The sequence below is a fragment of the Bacillus sp. LJBV19 genome (assembly GCF_017797845.1).
Taxonomy (GTDB): domain Bacteria; phylum Bacillota; class Bacilli; order Bacillales; family Bacillaceae; genus Bacillus; species Bacillus velezensis.
The window spans coordinates 3,255,463-3,275,626 of the sequence record NZ_CP072563.1 but is presented as its reverse complement, the minus strand read 5'-3'; the positions used below and the strand labels follow the sequence as shown (position 1 = coordinate 3,275,626).

The following is a 20,164-nucleotide window of genomic DNA, read 5'->3' as shown; positions in this document are numbered from 1 at the left end:
TAATCATGGCAGTAAAAGTCGGTATTAACGGTTTTGGTCGTATTGGACGTAACGTATTCCGCGCAGCATTAAACAATCCTGAAGTTGAGGTAGTAGCGGTTAACGATTTAACAGACGCTAACATGCTTGCTCATCTTTTACAATATGATTCCGTACACGGAAAATTAGATGCAGAAGTTAAAGTTGACGGCAGCAACCTTGTTGTTAACGGCAAAACAATCGAAGTTTCTGCTGAGCGCGATCCTGCGAAACTCAGCTGGGGCAAACAAGGCGTTGAAATCGTAGTTGAATCTACTGGTTTCTTCACAAAACGCGCAGACGCTGCGAAACACTTAGAAGCAGGCGCGAAAAAAGTTATCATCTCTGCACCTGCTAACGAAGAAGATATCACAATCGTTATGGGTGTTAACGAAGACAAATACGATGCGGCTAACCACCATGTTATCTCTAACGCATCTTGCACAACAAACTGCCTTGCGCCGTTTGCAAAAGTACTTAACGACAAATTCGGCATCAAACGCGGTATGATGACAACTGTTCACTCTTACACAAACGATCAGCAAATTCTTGATCTTCCGCACAAAGACTACCGTCGTGCGCGTGCAGCAGCTGAAAACATCATTCCTACATCAACTGGTGCTGCTAAAGCAGTTTCCCTTGTTCTTCCTGAACTGAAAGGCAAACTGAACGGCGGAGCTATGCGTGTGCCGACTCCAAACGTTTCTCTTGTTGACCTAGTTGCTGAACTTAACAAAGACGTAACGGCTGAAGACGTAAACGCAGCTCTTAAAGAAGCGGCTGAAGGCGATCTTAAAGGAATCCTTGGCTACAGCGAAGAGCCATTAGTATCCGGAGACTACAACGGCAATGCTAACTCTTCTACAATCGATGCTCTTTCTACAATGGTTATGGAAGGCAGCATGGTAAAAGTAATCTCTTGGTACGATAACGAAAGCGGCTACTCTAACCGCGTTGTTGACCTTGCAGCTTACATCGCAAAACAAGGTCTTTAATTCATAGCTCCCGGAAAGGGCCGGACTTGGTTCTTTCGGACAGAAACGCTATAATGAAAGCGGACAAGGGAAGGGGACGGACTCCCTTTCCCTTTTTCCATGAGAACCGGCTTTCAGAAAGCGCCGGATTGCTGCAGAACGTCCGCGTTTTGAAGTTTCCGCGGCACTTTCGTTTTCTGAGCCGCCTGCCCTGGCTCAGAAGACGATCTGCCCCGTGCCCGGAAGCTGCAATCTGCCCCGCGGCGGAAGCATCATGAGGCGGTTTCACGTTTCACGTTTTTCGTGCTATGCAAACCATTTTGAAGGAGGATCTCCTAAGGCATGAATAAAAAAACAGTAAAAGACATCGACGTAAAAGGCAAAGTCGTATTCTGCCGCGTTGACTTTAACGTTCCAATGAAAGACGGGGAAGTAACAGACGATACTCGTATCCGCGCTGCGCTTCCAACAATCAAACACCTTGCAGACCAAGGCGCGAAAGTCCTTCTTGCGAGCCACTTAGGCCGCCCAAAAGGCGAAGTGGTTGAGGAGCTTCGTTTAACTCCTGTCGCTGCACGCTTAGGCGAACTGCTCGGCAAAGAAGTGAAAAAAGCGGATGAAGCTTACGGCGATGCTGTAAAAGCACAAATTTCTGATATGAAGGACGGAGACGTTCTTGTATTGGAAAACGTACGTTTCTACCCTGGTGAAGAGAAAAACGATCCTGAGCTTGCTAAAGCATTTGCTGAGCTTGCGGATGTATATGTCAATGACGCATTCGGTGCTGCCCACCGTGCTCACGCATCTACAGCCGGAATTGCCGAGCATCTGCCGGCGGTTGCAGGATTCCTGATGGAAAAAGAGCTTGACGTTCTCGGCAAAGCCGTGACAAATCCTGAGCGCCCGTTTACGGCAATCATCGGCGGCGCGAAAGTAAAAGACAAAATCGGCGTAATCGAAAGTCTGCTTGATAAAGTGGACAACCTGATCATCGGCGGAGGTCTTGCTTACACATTCGTAAAAGCGCTTGGCTATGAAGTCGGTAAATCTCTTCTTGAAGAAGATAAAATCGAACTTGCAAAATCATTCATGGACCGCGCGAAAGAAAAAGGCGTTAAATTCTATATGCCGGAAGACGTTCTCGTTGCTGATGATTTCTCTAACGATGCAAACGTTCAAATCGTGCCGATCTCTGAGATTCCAAGTGATTTAGAAGCGATCGACATCGGAACGAAAACCCGCGAAACGTACGCTGAAGTTATCAAAAACAGCAAACTGGTCGTATGGAACGGACCGATGGGCGTATTCGAAATCGACTTGTTCGCTCAAGGCACAAAAGCAGTGGCTGAAGCATTGGCAGAGGCAAACGATACATACTCTGTCATCGGCGGAGGAGACTCTGCGGCAGCCGTTGAAAAATTCGGCCTTGCTGACAAAATGAGCCATATCTCAACAGGCGGCGGCGCATCCCTTGAATTCATGGAAGGCAAAGAGCTTCCGGGTGTAGCTGCGCTGAACGATAAATAAAAACTGCTATAAGGAAGTGGAACAGATGAGAAAACCAATTATAGCCGGTAACTGGAAAATGAACAAAACACTCGGCGAGGCTGTCAGCTTCGTTGAAGAAGTGAAATCTTCCATTCCAGCAGCAGACAAAGCGGAAGCCGTTGTTTGCGCACCAGCTCTTTTCTTAGAAAAGCTGACTTCTGCTGTTAAAGGAACTGACCTGAAAGTCGGCGCCCAAAACATGCATTTTGAAGAAAACGGTGCGTTCACAGGTGAAATCAGCCCGGTCGCTCTGAAAGACCTTGGCGTGGATTACTGCGTCATCGGCCACTCTGAGCGCCGTGAAATGTTCGCTGAAACTGATGAAACAGTTAACAAAAAAGCGCATGCCGCTTTCAAACACGGCATTGTGCCGATCATTTGCGTAGGTGAAACGCTTGAAGAGCGCGAAGCCGGAAAAACAAATGATCTTGTTGCCGATCAAGTGAAAAAAGGTCTTGCGGGTCTTTCTGAAGAGCAAGTTGCCGCTTCCGTTATTGCGTACGAGCCAATCTGGGCAATCGGAACAGGCAAATCTTCTACAGCGAAAGATGCTAACGACGTCTGCGCGCATATCCGTAAAGTCGTTGCTGAAAGCTTCAGCCAGGAAACTGCTGACAAGCTCCGCATTCAATACGGCGGCAGCGTAAAACCTGCAAATATTAAAGAATATATGGCAGAGTCCGATATTGACGGTGCTTTGGTCGGCGGCGCAAGCCTTGAACCGCAGTCATTCGTTCAATTATTGGAGGAAGGTCAATATGAGTAAAAAACCAGCTGCACTCATCATTCTTGATGGGTTCGGATTACGCAATGAAACAGTCGGAAACGCAGTCGCACAAGCGAAAAAACCGAATTTCGACCGTTATTGGAACCAATACCCTCATCAGACGCTGACGGCATCAGGCGAAGCAGTCGGACTGCCTGAAGGACAGATGGGGAACTCTGAAGTCGGTCATTTGAATATCGGCGCAGGACGTATTGTGTACCAAAGCTTAACACGCGTGAACGTTGCCATCCGCGAAGGCGAATTCGAACGCAATCAAACGTTCCTTGACGCCATCAAAAACGCGAAAGACAACGACAAAGCGCTGCACCTGTTCGGCCTTCTTTCTGACGGAGGCGTACACAGTCATATCAATCATTTATTCGCGCTGCTGAAGCTTGCGAAAAGTGAAGGACTGACGAAGGTGTATATTCACGGTTTCCTCGACGGCCGCGATGTAGGTCCGCAAACAGCGAAAACTTACATTCAGCAGCTGAATGAGCAGATCGAAGAAATCGGTGTCGGCGAAATCGCCAGCATTTCCGGACGCTACTACTCCATGGACCGTGACAAACGCTGGGACCGTGTGGAAAAAGCGTACCGCGCAATGGCTTACGGCGAAGGCCCGTCTTACCGCAGCGCGATGGATGTAGTCGATGATTCTTATGCGAACGGCATACATGATGAATTCGTCATTCCGTCCGTTATCACAAAAGAAAACGGTGAACCCGTTGCGAAAATTCATGACGGCGATTCTGTGATTTTCTATAATTTCAGACCGGACCGCGCTATCCAGATTTCAAACACGTTTACCAACAAAGATTTCCGCGATTTCGACCGCGGTGAAAATCATCCGAAAAACCTGTATTTCGTCTGCCTGACTCACTTCAGTGAATCTGTTGACGGATATGTGGCTTTTAAACCGGTAAACCTTGACAATACGGTGGGTGAAGTATTAGCACAGCACGGGTTAAAACAGCTTCGCATTGCAGAAACTGAAAAGTATCCGCACGTTACGTTCTTTATGAGCGGCGGCCGCGAAGAAGAATTCCCGGGCGAAGAGCGCATCCTCATTAACTCGCCGAAGGTCGCGACATATGACCTGAAGCCTGAAATGAGCGCGTATGAAGTGAAGGATGCTCTTGTAAAAGAAATCGCGGCTGACAAGCACGACGCGATCATCCTGAACTTTGCAAACCCTGACATGGTCGGCCACTCCGGAATGGTCGAACCGACGATTAAAGCAATTGAAGCAGTGGACGAATGCTTAGGCGAAGTGGTTGACGCCATCATCGCTAAAGGCGGACATGCCATCATTACCGCTGATCACGGTAATGCGGACATTCTGATTACAGAAACAGGCGAACCGCACACTGCCCATACGACAAACCCAGTCCCTGTCATTGTGACGAAAGAAGGCGTGACGCTGCGCGAAGGCGGAATCCTAGGCGACCTCGCACCAACGTTATTAGACCTTCTCGGTGTTGAAAAACCGAAAGAAATGACAGGAACATCTTTAATTCAAAAATAAGCGTAAATCAAAAGGAGAGACAAACTCATGCCATACATTGTTGATGTTTATGCACGCGAAGTCCTCGACTCCCGCGGCAACCCAACAGTTGAAGTTGAAGTATATACAGAAACAGGAGCTTTCGGCCGCGCATTAGTGCCAAGCGGAGCTTCTACAGGTGAATACGAAGCGGTTGAGCTTCGTGACGGCGACAAAGACCGTTACCTTGGAAAAGGCGTGTTAACAGCTGTTAACAACGTAAACGAAATCATTGCTCCAGAGCTTCTTGGCTTTGATGTAACTGAACAAAACGCAATCGACCAGCTTTTAATCGAGCTTGACGGTACTGAAAACAAAGGCAAACTCGGTGCGAACGCAATCCTTGGCGTATCTATGGCTTGTGCGCGTGCTGCTGCTGATTTCTTACAGATTCCTCTTTACCAATACCTTGGAGGATTCAACTCAAAAACGCTTCCTGTACCGATGATGAACATCGTAAACGGCGGAGAGCATGCTGACAACAACGTAGACATTCAAGAATTCATGATTATGCCTGTAGGCGCGCCTAACTTCCGTGAAGCGCTTCGCATGGGCGCTCAAATCTTCCACAGCCTGAAATCCGTTCTTTCTGCTAAAGGAATGAACACAGCTGTCGGTGACGAAGGCGGATTCGCTCCGAACCTTGGTTCTAACGAAGAAGCGCTTCAAACAATCGTTGAAGCAATCGAAAAAGCCGGCTTCAAACCTGGCGAAGAAGTGAAACTTGCTATGGATGCTGCATCTTCTGAGTTCTACAACAAAGAAGACGGCAAATACCATCTGTCTGGCGAAGGCGTTGTGAAAACATCTGCTGAAATGGTTGACTGGTACGAAGAAATGGTTTCTAAATACCCAATCATCTCTATCGAAGACGGACTTGACGAGAACGACTGGGAAGGCCACAAACTTCTTACAGAGCGTCTTGGCAAAAAAGTTCAGCTTGTCGGTGACGACCTTTTCGTTACAAACACGAAAAAGCTTGCTGAAGGTATCAAAAACGGCGTAGGCAACTCTATCCTGATCAAAGTAAACCAAATCGGTACATTGACTGAAACATTCGATGCGATCGAAATGGCGAAACGCGCGGGCTACACTGCCGTTATCTCTCACCGTTCAGGTGAAACTGAAGACAGCACAATCGCTGACATCGCTGTGGCAACTAATGCAGGACAAATCAAAACAGGTGCTCCGTCCCGTACGGACCGTGTTGCGAAATACAACCAGCTTCTTCGCATCGAAGATCAGTTGGCTGAAACTGCTCAATACCACGGTATCAACTCTTTCTATAACTTGAATAAGTAAGCATAAAAAGGGCTTGGCTGCATCTGCAGCCAAGCTCTTTTAAGTGTGGGAGAGCTGAATTTCTAGAATTTCTATTACCCTGACAAAAGCAGTCAGGGTTTTTTTGAGTTGGAGTGTTTGAATGATCAAAATCAGTTTATCTTTACGCATTTCCTACAATGTTAGGTTGGGAATATGGATAATTAAGACCAAACTGAACTTGCAAAGTTTCAAATAAGATGCCGCACTTTTAAAAGTCATGACAATAGGGTGAATAAAGAAATGATAACTACGCTCGAGCTTAGCGCATAAAACCAGATATCTCCCTTGATGAATGGATGTTCGAGAGTACAGACCTACTAATATTACTCGGATCGAATATCTGAGGCTAAAAATTTCACTAGCCGATCTTGAAAAAGGACAGTGAAGCTTTAAAGCTTACAGGAGGATGGTTATTACATTTTACGGAGTAACTGTCGGTTTAGCGAATAGCAGACGCTTGGAATCAAGAAAACATACAAGAAATGATAACATTTGCATTTTATGATATGGAACTCCCGGTATCTAGTAGGAATCTGGTTACTGCATCAGGAGAAAACTCTCTTAGACCCCGAGAGAAGTATTGAAAAATAAACCATGTTTGAACAACTGTATACATTGGATCATGGTATCCGCTCAATAAAACTCACCAACTCGGACACTTCTTCAAATTTAATGAAAACATTCAATTAATGTAAGGTTGTGAGTATAACTAGTATTTAGTTAATGACAAAGCATGGTCTGACCCTTTCAATATTCCTAAAACGAGAAGTAAACAATCTTGTGATCACAGATACTTATATCCTTAATTCAGCCATCTCAGATACAGAACGGATAGTCATTAGCTGTGCCCTAGATAAAAAACAATGGTCTACAGCTGCCCGGAATTTAGCTGCATATAATACTTATAAAAGTTAAGGTAGTAGCTGATTGTGTTGACGCCCTCTCAGAACAAAATAATAGTTACTTAATTCCTTATTAATCTAAATAATTTTGATGACAACTCCAAAAGAAAGTATTCTCTCCTTTAAATAAGAGTTCCTGTGTAACATAACTGTTGTTCTTTTACTTGCGCAAAAGGCAGGATTACGATATTTTTTATTTTAAAATTTGTAATGCAGTAATGTGAAAACCGTTTTATTTCTTTCCTAAAGCATTTTAAAAATTACATTCCTAAAAACAAAGGACTTCTTTTTGGTAGTATAAAAAACTGCCCTGTTAAAATAAAGTATAAAATACCCCCCCGAGAATCTCATAAAATAAAAAAATTACATAAAACCCATTGTTTACTATAGGAAAATATGGTAGATTATTATTGAACAGGTTAATAGAGATTTTATCCAGTAAAAAATGAGGAGGTAGATAGTATGAAGAAGACAAAGATATTAAAAACACCAGAATTGAAAGTGACAAAAGATTTAAATTTGATAGACCCATGTGGAGATGTTCTTGAAGAAATTAAAGAACATGAAGTTTCAGGAGCTTTCAATACCTGGAATACAACAACTACTAGCCTGGGGGGGATTTTAGTAAGTGAGGTTCTTGGAAATAAAGGCAAAGTTTGTACAGGTACTAAAGAATGTCAAGGTACTTGCTGAAATAAGTATAAAATAGGCAGTGTAATTAACTGCCTATTTTGCAAAAAATATATTAAGGTAGGATCATTAACTTTGAAAACTAACAAATATAATCTCCAATACTGGATGAAAATGTTTCCTGAGGTTAACAATAAAGATGAATTGCAAAAGATTTTTTTAAATGTATCTGGTAAGACGATTCAATCATTAATTAGAGACGATACTAATATTGAGCAAAATAAAAGTATTATAGATATTGATAGAGTCTTAGATCATAAAAAAAGTGATTTTTTAGTGAGAAATTCTGAAGAATTTTTAGAGCATAATCCATTTTTTCATTTTTTTTCTCCTTTTCTTAACTGCAAAATTGAAGAATTCTTAGTAAAAGTAAGAATTGAAGATGCAGTAGATAATGAGGATGAATTTGTGAAAAAGGTAATTAAACATATAATGGATTTAATGTTTGAAAAAGCTTTTAGGGTTCTTGTTTTGGAAGTGAATATTGCAAGATTAGAGGGGAATTTAGAGGGGACTACCCCGGAAGAAAGACTAAATCATTTTTTAGTTGTATCTTTAAATGATGAATCATTTTTAAAAAGTGTTTATAAAGAATATGAAGTATTAACAAGTTTATTATGTGTAACGATTGATGATTATTTCACATATGTAATGGAAATAATAAAAAACACAAAACGAGAAATTAGTTCATTAAACTCTAAATTCAACTCTGATAACGATTTAGGTGCAATAACAAATATAACCACCGGTCTAGGAGATACTCATCAAAAAGGAAAATCTGTTTCAACAATATATTTTAAAAGTGGCAAGAAAATAATTTATAAACCCAGAGATTTAACGCTTGAACAAGGTTTCCAGGAAGTATTATATTGGTTGGGCGAGAAAAACATACCGGGAATTTTAAATTTCAAAAGAGTTCAAATACATACAGTAAATGATTCAGGTTGGATGGAGCACATAGATTATAAAAGTTGTTTTAATAAAAACGAAGCAAATGATTTCTATACTCGTTCAGGTAATCTTCTTTGTTTACTGTATCTTCTAAATGCAGTAGATTTTCATCATGAAAATTTAATAGCCCATGGTTCTTTCCCAGTATTAGTTGACTTAGAATCATTATTTCATGCAAGACTAAAGGTTGACCAAATTGATAAAAAGTCAGCTGTTGTTAAAGCAACTGAATTAGTTGATAACTCTGTACAGTCAATAAGTTTATTGCCTACAAAAATTTCTAAGAGAGTAGGAGACAAAGACATAAGTCTAGATATAGGGGGATTAGCTGCCTATAAGGAACAACTCTCTCCTCATAAATCATTAGTAATTGAAAATGCAGGAACAGATACGATTAAAATTTTAAGAAAAAATACTTTCATTAAACCTCAATTAAACAACCCTTCCATTAAAACAGGGTCTTACTTATATTCAGAAAATTATACGGGACAAATTAAAGATGGTTTTGCAAGTTTATATAGTTGGGTGATGTTAAATAAAGATGAATTCTGGGATAAAATTTCTCAAACTTTTAAAGAAACAAATAGCAGGTTTATCTTCAGACCCACTTACTTATACACTCAGCTTTTAAGAATCTCAAGTCATCCAGATTTTATGAGAGATACCTATAGACGTAAGATTATTTTACATAGAATCGGCATTGATTATATACAAGAGTATAAAGATATATTGAACTCAGAATATAAAGATTTATTAACTGGGGACGTTCCATTTTTTAGATCCTCTATTGAACATGAACATTTAATAGATTCTAGAGGGAAAAGAATTCACAGCATTCTGGAAGAACCTCCAATAAAAACAGTAAAGCAAAAGATTTTCAATCTTTCGAAAGAAGATTTGAAAAGACAGATTGATTTTATTGAAATGTCTTACATTAGTAATGAAAAAAGATTGAAAGAAGTTACTGATATAAAATTCTCTAAAGCTGCAAGCTTAAATAAAATTAAGTCAGAAAATTGGATAGATGAAGCAACCCAGATAGGCGAATTTATAGTTGAAAACAGTGTATGTGGTATAAATAAAAAACAAAAAGATAGAATGTGGATAGGTCCTAGTCTTGAGGGTATTGAGGAAGACATTTGGAATGCAAATGTATTGGGATTCGATATATATAATGGTAATTCAGGGATTGCTCTATTTTTAGGGTACTTGGGCGAAATCCTCAACAGAAAGGATTTTAAGCAAGCAGCTATCGAAACTATGAGACCAATACAGAAGTTTATCTCTGAAATAAAAGAAGATCACCCATATTTAATAGGTGCATTTCAAGGTATATCAGGATATTTTTATACATTAAATAAGTTATCTAATTTATTTGGAGATTCAGAATTAAGGAAGACCTCGCTTGAAAACATCGGTGTTTTATCGAAGTTAGGTAAATTCGATAAAGTATACGATTTAATAGGAGGGTCTTTAGGTAGTTTAGCAGTTATGCTTTCCATAATACCAGATATTACTGAAGAGAATAACAAAAAGGAAATTTTAAAGATTTCACATACTCATTGTGAACATATATTAAGTGTAGCAAAAAATTTTGAGGAGCAAATATCGTGGCCAGGGAAATTTTCAGCAGCATATTCAGGGTTTTCTCATGGTAATTCTGGTTTTATCGCATACTTATATAAATATTTTAAGTTAACAAATGATGAAAAATTATTGGAAGTCATTCAAAGGGCCTTAAGATTTGAAAGGAGATTGTACTCTGAAGACCACAATAATTGGTATACCACAGAAAATAAAGATAAGTTAGCTAATGGATGGTGTCACGGAGCTCCAGGTATACTTTTAAGTAAATTGATTTTAAAAGATAATGGTTTTGAAGACGAGTACATTGAAAAAGAAATATCGACTGCAATAGATTCTTCTATTCGTAATGGCATTGGCAATAACCCTACATATTGTCATGGAGATTTAGGTGTGCTTTCTATATTGAATTATGCTTCTGATTTAACTAACAATATTAATTTGAAGAATAGATGTTTAAGAACTTATCAAGACCTATTTGAAAATGTTTTGACCAAGAAATGGAGAAAGAGAGACTTAGTCTGTACTAGATCATATAGTTTAATGATCGGATTATCAGGAATAGGTTACTCAATGATCAAAAATTATGCTCCGGAAATTGTTCCCAATTTTTTATGGTTAGAATAAGCTTTAATACTCTTATTCAAAGTCATACTTGAAAGGAGGTGAGAGAATTATGAAGAAAGATATGGTCAAAAAGGCTTCAGGTTTTATTGAAGAAGACGAACTTATATCGTTAGCTAATGGTGATAATGCTACTGGAGGAGCTACTCCAGCAACAGTCGTTTTAACTGCAACTATTGGACTCACTGGAACGACTTTTACAGTTACTTTAAGTGCAGCATCATGTCCAACATCAGCGTGTACAAAACAGTGTAACAAATAAACATAATGTGTTAATAGAGAATTGTTTTAACAAACAATTCTCTATTAAATCTTTTGGAGAGGTTATAAATGGATATTAGCTATGAAAACAATAATTTCATCAGAGATGCTGTAATTAATTTCAGTTCGCCGACAAACGAAGTAGAAAAATTAAGAATAAAAAACAAAGATTACTTTGGCAACTTTTATACATTCTTTTTAGATTTTTATCAACAAAAATTAGTTAATACTTTAGAAAACGCAAGTAAGGAAAATAATTTAAAACTTAACAAACATAAAATTATAAGTAGTGCGTTAGAGGCTTTTAGCCAGGAATTAATTCAGTTATGTATAAGAACTTTAATCGTTGATATTAATGAAAGAAAAGAAAATGGTTTATTAGAAGGAAAAGATTCAAGGTTACGCTATAAGAATTATAATAATTTAATTTTTAAGAGTGAATATGTGGCTGGAATTTTGAATAAGTATCCTGTTTTAACCTATTTAATTTCTAGTAGAATATCAAATAAAATCTTGTACTTGAAAGAAGTTCTAGAGAATTTAAGAAAAAATCGTCAAGACATTTATAGAGAACTAAAAATTGAATTTGATGAAGTCTCCAATATTTATTTTAGCAGCGGAGACACTCATAATGGAGGGAAAAATGTCTTAATAATTGAAACAAACCAAGGGAAAATTGTATATAAGCCGCATAGTTTATCTCCTGATATCTTATTTAATAGTATAGTTGACTATGTTAATAATTCAGATAAAATTCTAAAAAAAATTTATAAAATTAGAACGCTTAATTATAAAGACTATGGCTATCAAGAGTTTATTGATTATAAAGAATGTGAGACTTCCGAAAAACTGAACTTCTATTTTTATAGAGTAGGTGTAAGTTTATCTATTTTTCACATTATAGGATGCGATGATTTGCATCATGAAAACTTAATTGCACATGGCGAATATCCTGTTGTTATTGACTTGGAGACTCTGATAAAAAATAATTCTATGTATAAACCAAGAAATAATAATTTAATTGATAATTTTCATGAGGATATTAATTACTCAGTTCTTGGCACTATGCTTCTCCCATTAAATTTACAAACTTCTATATTTGATTTTGACCTTGGCGGAATATCAAATGATGAAAATCAAACATCAGAAATATGGAAATCGTATATTATAGATTTCGAAGGAACTGATGAAATTCAGTTAACTAAAAAATCAGTAATAATGAACAGTACTCAAAACAGAGCTGCATATAATGGGAAAGCCGCAGACCCTAAAGATTATATTGAAGAAATATTAAAAGGTTTTACAGATTGTTATAATTTTGTTTTAGAAAATAAAAGTGGTTTTTATGATTTGGTAAAAACAGTAGGAAGCAGCAACCTGGAAGTAAGGCAAGTTTTAAGAGCTACCAGTATATATGCAAGGTTTTTAGAAGCTTCCACTCATCCAAATTATTTATCTAGTTTTGAGGAAAGAAAGGAATTATTTAAAAAAATAAATATTGCGGAAGGAGTAACAGATAAATTTAGCAAGAAGAATTTAAATGAGTTGGAATCTTTAATGTGTAATGATGTTCCGTATTTTTCAACAATGTATAATTCTTTGGATTTGATTTGTAATAAAAGTACAAGTATAGTAAATTTTTTTAGAGAGTGTTTACTTGATGTTGTATTAAACAAAATTAAAAGTATAAGTAAAACAAGTTTAAAAAAACAGCAATATTATATTCGAATGTCACTTACTACAACTATAAAAGACAGTTGGAAAAGAACAAACAAACACAATAAGAAATATCGTCCTAAATTATTTGGAAATAATAATAAAAATTATTTAGAGTGTGCAACAGAAATAGGAGACTTATTTTTAGAAACAGCAATATGGAATAATGATAGAAGCAAATGTACTTGGGTAACACCTATAATATCTGAGAATAATAAAGTAAAATTGGGTCCATTGAACTTTGACTTATATGAAGGTGGAGGAGTAATATTATTCTTAGCTTTACTTGGAAAAGAAACTGGTAATAAAGAGTACTTTGATTTAGCCTTTGCAGGAATGAGAGGTATTGAAGAACTTTTTTTGAGTGATGATAAGATGGATGGCCGGTTATCATTATTTACAGGGATAGGTTCCTTAGCCTATATATATTACCACCTATACACTTATACAAATGATTATAAATACTATGAAAAATTTAAAAAATATATTAATAAAATAAATGAAATGAATATTTCAGGAGATATACCATTGGATATTGTAGGGGGAGTATCTAGTCTTATTGTTTTTTTATTAAACCTATATAAGGAAACTAAATTAGATATTTTAAACTCCGTGTGTTGTAAACTAGGTAATACTTTATATCAATGCTTAGAAAAGAATGGTAAATATAATTATCTAACAGGACTTTCACATGGATATTCTGGTTTTACGTGGGCTCTTTGTTATCTGGGTCACATTACTAAAGACGAAAAATACACAACTTTAGGAAAAGAGTTATTGAAAAGAGAAAATAAGTTTTTTGATTTGAATACCTCTAATTGGAAGGATTTAAGAGAAGGAGAGGGGAACTCTGATCCAGTATATTGGTGTCATGGTGCGGGAGGTATAGCTCTATCAAGAGCTTTTTTAAAAAATCTGTTAAAGAACAAAGAGAACGTAGTTGATAAAGATTTAAATTGCGCTATAAGCAAGCTCCTTTCCGATGGATTTAAAAAAACAACTGATCATAGCTTATGTCATGGTATTTTTGGTAATATAGATATATTATTGAAATTAAGTGAACTTCTCAATGATATTGATCTTCAGGAAGTAGCATTTAAAGAAGCTCAAAATGCAATTAATTATATTAGAAATAAAGGTTTTATTCCAGGTTTACAGGATCATTTTGATTTAAATACATTTATGCTGGGACTTGGAGGCGTAGGCTACAGCTTATTAAGGTTACACAATCCTGTCAATCCTTCATTGTTAGCAATGGAAGTAAGGAGTTACAATGAATGATAGTGAAGAAAAAAAAGAGAGTACCTATTGTAAAACAATTGCAACAAACTGAATGTGGACTTTGCTGTTGTGCTATGTTGATCCGTTTTTATAACAGTAACGAAACTCTTTTTGAGTTAAGGTCATTTTTGGAGGCTGGAAGAGACGGACTTACTATTAAGCAGTTAAAAAACTTATTAGTTCATAAAGGATTTAAGGCGGATATATATAAATCCACTATTCTAGGGTTAAAAAAAATTAATGTTCCTTTTATTGCATATTGGAATAATGAACATTTTATAGTCGTTGAAAAAATAAAGGAAAATTATTATTATATTATAGATCCGGCTAATGGACGAAGAAAATTAACAGAAGAAGAGTTTAAGAAAGGTTTCTCGTCCTATATTTTATATGCAGTTCCTTCAGAAAGTTTCACTCCCAATAAACGAAAAGATAAGAATGTATGGTTTGGTGTATTAAAAAATATTACAAACTATAAATTGTTATTTTCTATTATAGTATTTTTATCTCTAATAAGTTATTTATTGACGTTGTATGTACCTATTTTGGTACAGAAGCTTATAGATACAAGTATTGAGTATAATAATTTAAATTCAATAAGTAATATTGTTTGGATAACATTTTTAATATCAATATTGTATGGAATGTTTGTTTTGTTTAGAGGGCTCAAAATGATAAGCCTCAATATATTCCTTAGTAAAAATCTTGTTGTTGATACATTTGCTCATCTTCTAAAACTTCCTTTTAAATTCTTTGATCTTAGATCACCTGGTGACTTGTTATTTAGGTTAAATAGCATGAATGGATTCAGAGAGCTTTTATCAACTCAACTAATTTCTGGCCTAATTGATTTAGGAGCGGTAGTTTTTATTTTAGCGTATATGTTCTTTAAATCTATACCATTAACCTTGATAACAATATTAATATTTGCAATTAACACTATATTCATGTTTTTGACTAGACCTGCTGTCGCGCAGGCCATCGATGATGAAGTAGCTGAGCAAAGTAAATCTCAAGCCATTCAAATCGAGTCTATTTTTTCTATCGCAGCCATTAAAATTTCGGGAATGGAAAATGAAATTTTCTCAACTTGGAATAACAGTTTTAATGAAGTAATAAAGCGATTCAAAAAAAGATCCATTTTACAAAATGTAGTTAATACAGTAACTCAGGTTTTTCAAACAATTGCTCCCTTGGTTATTTTAATATTAGAACTGCTATTATTTTTTGATAATAAATTTACAATGGGAGAGGTTATCGCATATCATTCTTTATCTGTTACTTTTTTTGGATTAACAACTGCTTTATTTGGTACTTATACTCAGTTTATCTTAGCTACTTCTTACTTAGAAAGAGTTAAAGATATTACAGAGACTGAATGTGAAAAAAATATTGAAAATGCAGTAAACCTTAAATTAAGAGGAAATGTAAAGCTTGAAAACGTCTCTTTTTCTTATACTAAACATTCTCCAAAGGTGCTTAAGAATATTTCTTTGGAAATAAGAGAAGGGCAGAAAATTGCTATAGTAGGTTCATCTGGTTCTGGTAAAAGTACACTTAGTAAGTTAATAATGGGGCTTTATGATCCGACTGAAGGACAAATTTGTTTTGATAGTATCCCTCTTGAAAAATTAGATAGAAAACAGTTATACAAACAAATGGGAATTGTACCCCAGGATATTACCTTGTTTAATAGTTCTATATTGAAAAATATCACATTGAATAATAAAAATATTAGTATAGAAAAAGTGAGAAAAGTAGCGAAAGCAGCACAAATAGATAAAGAAATTGAAAGTATGCCAATGAAATATAATACACCTATTTCAGAAATGGGTATGAATTTATCAGGTGGCCAGCGACAAAGGATTGTACTAGCCAGAGCACTTTTAAATGACCCTAAAATTTTAATTTTAGATGAGGCTACAAGTTCATTAGATTTGGTGAATGAAACATTGATTTCTAAATATTTAAGTGAAATGGGATGCACAAGAGTGGTTATCGCGCATAGATTGTCAACAATTATGGATTCGGATTTTATAATTGTCCTAGATAAAGGTGAAGTGGTGGAGGTTGGTAAACATGAAGAACTGCTTGCTTTAGAAGGGGTATATAGTAATCTATATCGTTCACAAACGAAAAAACAAAAAACATATTCATCATAATCACTATTAAGGAGTTGTTTGATTTGAAAAACTATAAAGGAGATGGAGCGGTATTTCTAGTAATAGGTTTTTGTTTAGGTCTTTTTTTAGGAGTTGTTTTTGATATTTTACCGTATGGTCTTTCCATAGGAATATTGATTGGATCGTTAATTGACCTTTATTTTTATGCTAGATACAAAAATAATAATAAATAAGTATAATTATATCTTAAACATCAAGATCAATGAGGAGATTTTATTCCTTTGGGCAGCAACTGAGAAACTTGTGTTAAACTTTAAAATTATTTTAATGAATTTAAAATTAGAATGGTATAAAGAACATAAGAGTTTTATGGATTATTAAGTTTTAATCTATTACTTGATGTTCCTACCAACAAAAGATTGCAACTTTATGTCTTTAGAAAAAACAAAGGGACTGACCTATAAGATGAGCCAAAAAAAAACACTTTCAAGTTTGAAAACGGATGACTGTTATCCGGTATTAGACTTGGAGGTGTTTTTTCTATGGAATAAGAGTAAGTGATCCGGTTGAAGTCAAACAGAAGGTGTAGACATGAGATTGGCAGGCGTGCCGATGAAAGAGATGATGCAGAAATTAAATATTAAGAATACACGGACGTGCAGACTTGGATTAGATAGCATAAAGCTGGGGATATACATTCGAACAGCCTGTTGAAAAGCAATATACTTACGGAAATGGTCTGGGGTTTACTTCCGAACCAGAGACTGCAAGCAGAGAATCGTTATTTGCGACAGCCGAATGAAGTGTTAAAAGAGTACAACGAATTAGAAAGGAAGTTAATAGCCAAACTTCAGTCGGACTTGTAGAAGGTTTTGCAGATATCTGTGATCTTTTAGGTATCTCACGAGCGTCTTATTGTCTCTGAAAGAAAAATGTGAAGAAGAATCAGTGCAAAGGGCATTTGGAAAAACACATTGGCGCATTATGCCGAAAGCATGGGTATCGATAGGGCTATTGGATCATCACTTCCCTAATAAAAAAGGAAATGCGTGTTAACCATAAAACGTTTCAGCGTATCATTCAGAAAAATCAGTAGCAGTTTTCTGTCCATAAGGCAAATACGGGAAGTCCGTTACTATTTTTTCAAGAGGGAGATTAGACTGAAAGTTCCATATTATCAGCTACGGCATAAATATGCTCATTTTTCTTGCATCCTTAATCCGGGGACACACACTTGATCAGTTGCCAATTCTGCCTGAGAGCTGCGTGTTGCATAGTGTCAGAAAAGCTGTTAAAACAAAACCACGCCCGTCATCGTAGAATGCACTGTCAACGATTACATTTATAATAACAATATTCGTATTCAAACGAACTAAACAGCCAATCATTGATAGACGAGCGGCAATTGGCTGTTTAAAAGTGTTTTTATCCCTGTCTCGAAAACGGGGCTTAATCGCATCATTGGCAGTTCTTTTATTAAAGGTCCAAATAAAGCCGTATCATATCCCGGCACTGTATCCCGTTTTCGAAAATCTCCTCTTCATAATGCCTGATGAAAAAATCATGGTCGATGGCTTGAAGTCTGAAGCCGCATTTTTGGTAAAGGGCAAGCTGGCCTATACTGGAGTTGCCCGTTCCAATTTCAATAGTCGCCGCTCCCATTTGTTTTGCCTTATTCACGGCCTCTTCTATGAGCTTTCTGCCGATGCCATTGTTCTGCAGCGATTCTTTTACCGCGATGTTTACGATTTCTATCGTTTTAGGCCTTGTTTGCAATAAAACGTAGACTCCTGCAAGCTCGTCTGACGTCCAAGCCGTATAGCATTCTCCTCTTACAAGATAATCATCGACAATCTCTTTCGACGGATCGGCCAGCAGCAATAGTTCATACAGCGCTTCATCCGGCTCCGCGGCTTTTCGGATGCTCAGTTTTTGCATGTCCGTTTCTCCTCCTCCGTTATGATCGACAGCTATTTTTCAAAATAACTCCAAAATCATTCTACTTTATTATAAAATATGAAACATAGGAAAAGTTATACAAGTTTTTGCAGATTGAATAGGAGGAAAGTCATGTTTTTTTGTAAGTATTGCGGCCAGCAGAACAACGAAGAGGCGCATTTCTGTAAAGAATGCGGAAAACCGATCGGGAAAGGAAGCCGGCTGGAGCGGCAGGCGGCTGAATCCGCATCACAGCCGAGAAAGCCGATCCCTAAAAAAACGCTCTTCCTATGGGGCGGCATTGCCGCAGCGCTGATCTTATTGATTGCCGCATATAAAACCGGAGCCTGGCTGACATCTGAAAAAAGGCTCACGGATCAATTCGAACAGGCGGTTCATGACGGGGACACGAAAAAGCTCGCAGCCCTGCTCACTCCTTCAGACAAAAAACTGAAGCTGAATGAGACCAATGTCAAACCGCTCCTTGCATACGCAAAGAAACACGATGAACTGCTGGCATCGCTTCGCGGCAATTCATCAGAAAAAGATGCGGTATACGTCAAAAAAGAGGGAAAAACCCTTCTTTTGTTTGACCATTACGAACTGAAAGTCGATCCGGTTTATTTCCGCGTCACAAGCAATTATAAAGGCGCCGATCTTTATATTAACAGCGAGAAAACAGGTACGGTCAAAAAAGCCGATGAAACCCAAATCTTCGGCCCGTATGCACCCGGTGTCTACACGGCGGAAGCCAGGCTTAAAAATGAGACGGTTGACGTTGTCAAAAAGCAAGAGGCAGAGGCGGCCGGCAGCCGGAATGTTGAGTTTGACCTGCCGTTAGACGCCGAGGATGTGACATTCACTCCGGCAGACAGCTTCAAAAGCGCGAAAGGCGATCTGCTGATAAACGGCAAGTCCGTCCATAAAGATCCGTTTACATCCGTTACATACGGTCCGCTCTTAACTGACGGTTCCATGACAGCCGCCGTGGAGGCTGATTTTCCTTGGGGGAAAATGAAAACTGCCGATGTTCCGATCAACAGTACTGATGTGGACTTAACGCTTATCCCGGATCAAGATACACAACAAACAATCATGGACACGATTGTCAAAACAACGAAGCAGTATACAAAAGCGATGGCAGACGGAAATACCGATCAGATGACCGAGGCTGGTTCCGCCTGGAAAGAGCAGACGAAAGAAGTGGTATCCGGCATGAAGAGTTCCGGCACCTTTTTGAAGGATCAGTATAAAGAGACAAGCTTTGATCTGGATTCATTTGCGATTTCTCAAGAGAACGGCCGCTGGCAAGTAACTGTTACGGGTAAAGAGCTTCATGAGTCTGCTTATTTCGACGGGAATACGAAGCCTGATATGGAAGAGGCTGAGCCGAGTTTTCACTATGTACTCTCATATGATACAAAACATAAAAAATGGGTTTTCGAAAAAGCTGACCCTGCCTCAGATTCTTCCGGGTCAAATGTAAAAAAAATAAAAAATGACCAGCCGAAAACCTATACATCCGCATGGGCATCATCCAAAGGAAATACAGCTTCAGGCAGCGTGACAAACGAGCAAGTCACATCGTTTATGACTGATTACCTGACAAATCAATCAAGCGCCGTCAGCCTTAACAATTTTGCCATCATGGCGGGCAATTTAGAAGAGGGGAGCCCTTTGTATGCTGATCAGCAGAAACTGGTCAAAAAACTGCACAGCGAGGGGACGACCGAAGTATTTAATGAAGTGAATGTCAAAAGCTTTTCACAGAAAGGCTCCCATTTGACGATTCACACGTACGAGGAGTTTTATATTACGAAAGCCGGCGGCAGTCCGAAGCTCAGAACATACAATTGGACGTATGGCGGCGTTGTTAAAGACGGAAGAATTTATTTAACATCCATTCAATAAAAAAAACC

The 20,164-nt window shown here is 37.7% G+C and carries 13 protein-coding genes and 1 pseudogene; 13 read left to right on the top strand and 1 reads right to left on the bottom strand.

The genetic code is table 11. The features are described from left to right. Positions 1 to 5 precede the first annotated feature (5 nt). From gap to J6600_RS19870, 12 genes and pseudogenes are all read left to right on the top strand, one after another. On the top strand, positions 6 to 1,013 hold the full coding sequence (gene gap / locus J6600_RS15970; protein WP_003151611.1) for a type I glyceraldehyde-3-phosphate dehydrogenase: 1,008 nt from the start codon (positions 6 to 8) through the stop codon (positions 1,011 to 1,013). Between the two features lie 321 nt (positions 1,014 to 1,334). Then, entirely contained in the window at positions 1,335 to 2,519 is a 1,185-nt protein-coding gene (locus tag J6600_RS15965) for a phosphoglycerate kinase (protein WP_003151616.1), read from the top strand. 25 nt (positions 2,520 to 2,544) lie between these two features. Continuing rightward, positions 2,545 to 3,306 carry a triose-phosphate isomerase gene (gene tpiA, locus J6600_RS15960; RefSeq protein ID WP_003151618.1) on the top strand — a complete coding sequence of 254 codons (762 nt, stop codon included), beginning with the start codon at positions 2,545 to 2,547 and terminating at the stop codon, positions 3,304 to 3,306. Beyond that, the gene (gene gpmI / locus J6600_RS15955; protein WP_003151620.1) at positions 3,299 to 4,834 is read left to right on the top strand and encodes a 2,3-bisphosphoglycerate-independent phosphoglycerate mutase; all 1,536 of its coding nucleotides are present in this window, start codon (positions 3,299 to 3,301) and stop codon (positions 4,832 to 4,834) included. The genes tpiA and gpmI overlap by 8 nt, the downstream gene beginning before the upstream one ends. 27 nt (positions 4,835 to 4,861) lie before the next feature. Further along, the gene (gene eno, locus J6600_RS15950) at positions 4,862 to 6,154 is read left to right on the top strand and encodes a phosphopyruvate hydratase (protein ID WP_003151625.1); all 1,293 of its coding nucleotides are present in this window, start codon (positions 4,862 to 4,864) and stop codon (positions 6,152 to 6,154) included. Positions 6,155 to 7,539: 1,385 nt separating this feature from the next. Further along, the gene (locus tag J6600_RS15945; RefSeq protein ID WP_021495220.1) at positions 7,540 to 7,770 is read left to right on the top strand and encodes a plantaricin C family lantibiotic; all 231 of its coding nucleotides are present in this window, start codon (positions 7,540 to 7,542) and stop codon (positions 7,768 to 7,770) included. A 72-nt stretch (positions 7,771 to 7,842) separates the two neighbouring features. Beyond that, positions 7,843 to 10,929: a type 2 lanthipeptide synthetase LanM family protein gene (locus J6600_RS15940; protein WP_021495219.1), complete on the top strand. Its 3,087-nt coding sequence runs from the start codon at positions 7,843 to 7,845 to the stop codon at positions 10,927 to 10,929. A gap of 49 nt (positions 10,930 to 10,978) precedes the next feature. Then, positions 10,979 to 11,188 (top strand): class II lanthipeptide, LchA2/BrtA2 family, encoded by a 210-nt coding sequence (locus J6600_RS15935; RefSeq protein WP_095270659.1) that lies wholly within the window; start codon positions 10,979 to 10,981, stop codon positions 11,186 to 11,188. Between the two features lie 68 nt (positions 11,189 to 11,256). Next, a complete protein-coding gene (locus J6600_RS15930; RefSeq protein ID WP_209387598.1) occupies positions 11,257 to 14,184 on the top strand; it encodes a type 2 lanthipeptide synthetase LanM family protein in 2,928 nt (975 codons plus the stop codon). Next, positions 14,181 to 16,346 (top strand): peptidase domain-containing ABC transporter, encoded by a 2,166-nt coding sequence (locus J6600_RS15925; protein ID WP_209387597.1) that lies wholly within the window; start codon positions 14,181 to 14,183, stop codon positions 16,344 to 16,346. Before J6600_RS15930 ends, J6600_RS15925 begins: the two co-directional genes overlap by 4 nt. A 23-nt stretch (positions 16,347 to 16,369) precedes the next feature. Continuing rightward, positions 16,370 to 16,540 carry a glycine zipper domain-containing protein gene (locus tag J6600_RS15920; protein WP_155238646.1) on the top strand — a complete coding sequence of 57 codons (171 nt, stop codon included), beginning with the start codon at positions 16,370 to 16,372 and terminating at the stop codon, positions 16,538 to 16,540. Positions 16,541 to 16,854: 314 nt separating this feature from the next. Next, positions 16,855 to 17,724, top strand: a pseudogene (locus tag J6600_RS19870) (IS3 family transposase). Positions 17,725 to 17,783: 59 nt separating this feature from the next. On the opposite strand, the gene J6600_RS15910 reads toward J6600_RS19870, so the two are convergent. After that, a complete protein-coding gene (locus J6600_RS15910) occupies positions 17,784 to 18,245 on the bottom strand; it encodes a GNAT family N-acetyltransferase (protein ID WP_209387596.1) in 462 nt (153 codons plus the stop codon). Between the two features lie 132 nt (positions 18,246 to 18,377). Between J6600_RS15910 and J6600_RS15905 the strand changes: the two genes are divergently transcribed. Further along, positions 18,378 to 20,156 (top strand): zinc ribbon domain-containing protein, encoded by a 1,779-nt coding sequence (locus J6600_RS15905; RefSeq protein WP_209387595.1) that lies wholly within the window; start codon positions 18,378 to 18,380, stop codon positions 20,154 to 20,156. Positions 20,157 to 20,164 lie beyond the last annotated feature (8 nt).

What these genes read in the sequence shown, in the direction of transcription:
- gap (WP_003151611.1), top strand. Translation starts at nt 6, where the DNA reads ATGGCAGTAAAAGTCGGTATTAACGGTTTTGGTCGTATTGGACGTAAC.
- J6600_RS15965 (WP_003151616.1), top strand. Translation starts at nt 1,335, where the DNA reads ATGAATAAAAAAACAGTAAAAGACATCGACGTAAAAGGCAAAGTCGTA.
- tpiA (WP_003151618.1), top strand. Translation starts at nt 2,545, where the DNA reads ATGAGAAAACCAATTATAGCCGGTAACTGGAAAATGAACAAAACACTC.
- gpmI (WP_003151620.1), top strand. Translation starts at nt 3,299, where the DNA reads ATGAGTAAAAAACCAGCTGCACTCATCATTCTTGATGGGTTCGGATTA.
- eno (WP_003151625.1), top strand. Translation starts at nt 4,862, where the DNA reads ATGCCATACATTGTTGATGTTTATGCACGCGAAGTCCTCGACTCCCGC.
- J6600_RS15945 (WP_021495220.1), top strand. Translation starts at nt 7,540, where the DNA reads ATGAAGAAGACAAAGATATTAAAAACACCAGAATTGAAAGTGACAAAA.
- J6600_RS15935 (WP_095270659.1), top strand. Translation starts at nt 10,979, where the DNA reads ATGAAGAAAGATATGGTCAAAAAGGCTTCAGGTTTTATTGAAGAAGAC.
- J6600_RS15930 (WP_209387598.1), top strand. Translation starts at nt 11,257, where the DNA reads ATGGATATTAGCTATGAAAACAATAATTTCATCAGAGATGCTGTAATT.
- J6600_RS15925 (WP_209387597.1), top strand. Translation starts at nt 14,181, where the DNA reads ATGATAGTGAAGAAAAAAAAGAGAGTACCTATTGTAAAACAATTGCAA.
- J6600_RS15910 (WP_209387596.1), bottom strand. Translation starts at nt 18,245, where the DNA reads ATGCAAAAACTGAGCATCCGAAAAGCCGCGGAGCCGGATGAAGCGCTG.
- J6600_RS15905 (WP_209387595.1), top strand. Translation starts at nt 18,378, where the DNA reads ATGTTTTTTTGTAAGTATTGCGGCCAGCAGAACAACGAAGAGGCGCAT.